At 60.2% G+C, this 2,927-nt stretch carries 2 protein-coding genes; both read right to left on the reverse strand.

Going from position 1 to position 2,927, the window contains the following annotated elements; genetic code table 11:
• Window positions 1-585: c(7)-type cytochrome triheme domain-containing protein (locus tag GPA25_RS23460; RefSeq protein ID WP_169262810.1), on the reverse strand; the 585-nt coding region annotated here is incomplete at its 3' end.
• A 115-nt stretch (window positions 586-700) separates the two neighbouring features.
• Window positions 701-2,827: a TonB-dependent receptor gene (locus GPA25_RS23465; RefSeq protein ID WP_246266134.1), complete on the reverse strand. Its 2,127-nt coding sequence runs from the start codon at window positions 2,825-2,827 to the stop codon at window positions 701-703.
• Between the last annotated feature and the right edge of the window lie 100 nt (window positions 2,828-2,927).

Raw genomic sequence — 2,927 nt, forward strand, 5'->3', positions numbered from 1 at the left:
GGGTGGGGGTGTCGCGGAGGCGGCCGCTGCCTCACGCTGAAGCTCCGCAATGGCGTCCTCTCGCTTGGTGTTGTGGCAGCGACCGCACTCCGTAAGCGGAAATGCCACTGCGCCGTGGCACAGGCCGCACTGCTCGCCCTGCAGAATCAGGAACATGCTGATCGGGGTCGCACCCCGTTCCTTCTTGAATATGTGGTCGTGGCAATTGCTGCAATCGAGCCACTGCGTGTGCGCACTGTGCGGAAAGCGCACAACTGGCATGCCGCCATTGAGATTAAGCAACGCATCCTTGTCGTACGTCTGAACTTTTGTGCCCGGGCGAAGGCTGCTGCGCGGAGTGATCTGCCCGTCCTTCAGCGCCTTGACCCAGCGCACCTGGTTGCCGACTTGATCGGGCGCCAGTGACGACAACGCGTCTCCCGGGGCCTGCAATACTTTCACCGCGGGACTTGCAGGATCGCGCAGGCCATCCTGGGCAATTGGCAGCCAACGTTGTTGCGCGTTCACCTGTGTTGCGACGACAAGCGCTAGCATCGCCATGAGGCGGATGAAGTGCTGCAGGATCGACGAGGACCGTTCGTGCATCGAAAAACTCCCGTTGCGAACCCGGTCCGTTGAAGGGCGGCGACGTGCGCTCACGTTGCCGGGAACGTTTCCCGAGATTACCCGAGGCCCTGCCAGTAAAACAAATCCGCCTGTTTCAAAAGGCACCGAAATTCCGGATGACCCGGAAGTAAATAAAACTGTTCCGCTGATCGGAGATCTCGGCGATGCGAATCTGCAGCTCGGTGTCTATGCGGCCAATCCGATACCGGAGCCGCTGGTCCAAGTCCCAAGCGGCTTGGTCCGGCGAGCGGAGCGCGTCGGGATTCCCCCTGATGCGCGACTGATCACGATTGGTGTTGGCGCGAAAGTCGAGCGTGTAACGCAAGCCGCGCACGCCCAGCAGTCGCCCATGCGAGTAGCCGAGATTGCCCGAAAGGCTGCTCGTGCGCGAAAGCGATTCGTTGTCGACGATGATCGGTCGCCCGAACTCGTCGATGATGACCGTGTCCGTTTGCGATTCCGACTGCTGCCGGGAGAGCTGCCAAGTCAGGTTTGCGTTCAGTTCCGAGTAGGCGTTGATGTGCCAGCGGCCATTTACCTGAACATTGAGCATCTGGAATGCGCTCGGATTATCACCCATTGTCCGGTTGTCGGACACACTGCCGCTGATGTAGCCGGACAGGTTGTCGCTTGGGGTGGCCTGCATGCTGACACTGGCCGAGTGGCTCAGGCTCGTCGAACTGCTTGAACTGAGGCCCATGCTGCGGTTGTTGCTAACCGTTTGATTGAGACTGCCGCTGACGGTGGTCTGTTCCGCGGTTTGCCAGCTGCGTTGCAGCGAATGCCCGAGTGTTGCAGCCATCGAGCGCTGTGCGTCCACTTGCGACGACGTCGAGTTCGAGACCGACGTTGCGCCGTACCAGTTGTAATAATAATTGCCAAAATTCAACGGATCGCCGCTGTAATTCAGGCCAAGGGATTGATTGGTGCCAAGATTGCCATCGAGATCCGAGTTGGCGCCAAAAGTGCCGAACAGATTAAGGTTCTGGTTTGCGCGATAGGTCAGACTGGCCGATCCGCCGATATTGCGGTTCTCGAATGTTGTGCCGCCGAAAGTGCTTTGATTCTGAAAATAGCGAAGATTGGCGGTGCCCTGCCATCGTGAATCGCTTGGAACCCATGACAGGTAGCTGAAAATCTGCGCGCTCTGCGCATCACCGCCCGAATCGAGGCTGTCGCCACTGAGCGAGTACTTTTGCCTTGCAACAGACGCCGAAGTGCTCACGCTGGTCGCTTCGTCAAGGCGATAGCCGTGGTTTACCAGCGCATAAAAGTCGTCGCTCGTCAGATCGTCGCTGCGGTTGGACGCAAAGGACCCTTCGGCAGACAGGTTGTGATCGTCGGAGTTTGTGCTGTAACTGCCGGTGATCCGGTCGACGACGTCCTTGCCGAAACTACCCTCCAACTGACTGCGATCATACCGGCCAGAGGCATTCCAGTTCCCCCGCGCGGGCCGATAATCCTGGCGCAGTGCGAGTCGGGTGCTGCGGGTGTTGTTATCGGTGAATGACCCGTCGCTGCGGCTATCGGAAATTCCGAGTGAGGCCTGGAACGGGAAGCGGCTTTGCGGGAAAACGCTCAGAATGCCATTTCCCGTGATCGACGTTCCGGTGAGATTGCTGGCGGCGGCGCTGCCGCTCCCGGACTGATCGCGTACCATGGTGAGGCTGGTATCGGCCGAAACCAGCGCAATGTAAGGCTGCATGATGTACGAGTTGGCGCGCAGCCGGGCCTCGTAAATCTGGTTTGTGGCGCTATCGGAATTCTCAGACTGACTGCGCCGGAAACCTGCAGAGAGCGATCCTCCCCAACGAATCGGAGGCACTCCCCACTTGCGCTTGGGGCTACTCGGAGCAATTGTGTTTCCTTGCGCACTCTGGCCGGGCGCCGGGCGTGTAACACCTGACGGTACGAGGTCAAGTTCGTCCGCAGGGAGGAATTCATCGCCGCCCACTACCTCGGCGTTCAGGCCGCCTGCGGGTGCTGTCGTGGCAGCCACTTGGGCGGTCTTTTCCGCTGCGCCAGCGGATGACGTTGATGCCACCTGATTGTTCGTGGGCGCCGCGCCGCGGGGTGATTGCGCCCCGTCACTGTTGCCGGCCGCATTGCGGTCAGCGCCGCCCTTTGTTGCGGGTTCATCGCGACCTTGCGCGCGTGACGGCATGAACGGCGCGTCCGTGCCGGGTCGCCTATCTTGCGGCGGCGGCTTGAGCGCGACCACGACGGACAAGACCAACTGCAAGGACAAGGACTTCAACAGCATCACGACGCAAAGCATCAACAATACGCCGGTGTTCTGGGTCGAGGTCACCGGCGCCAAC

Source organism: Aromatoleum diolicum (assembly GCF_012910955.1).
Classification (GTDB): Bacteria; Pseudomonadota; Gammaproteobacteria; order Burkholderiales; family Rhodocyclaceae; genus Aromatoleum; species Aromatoleum diolicum.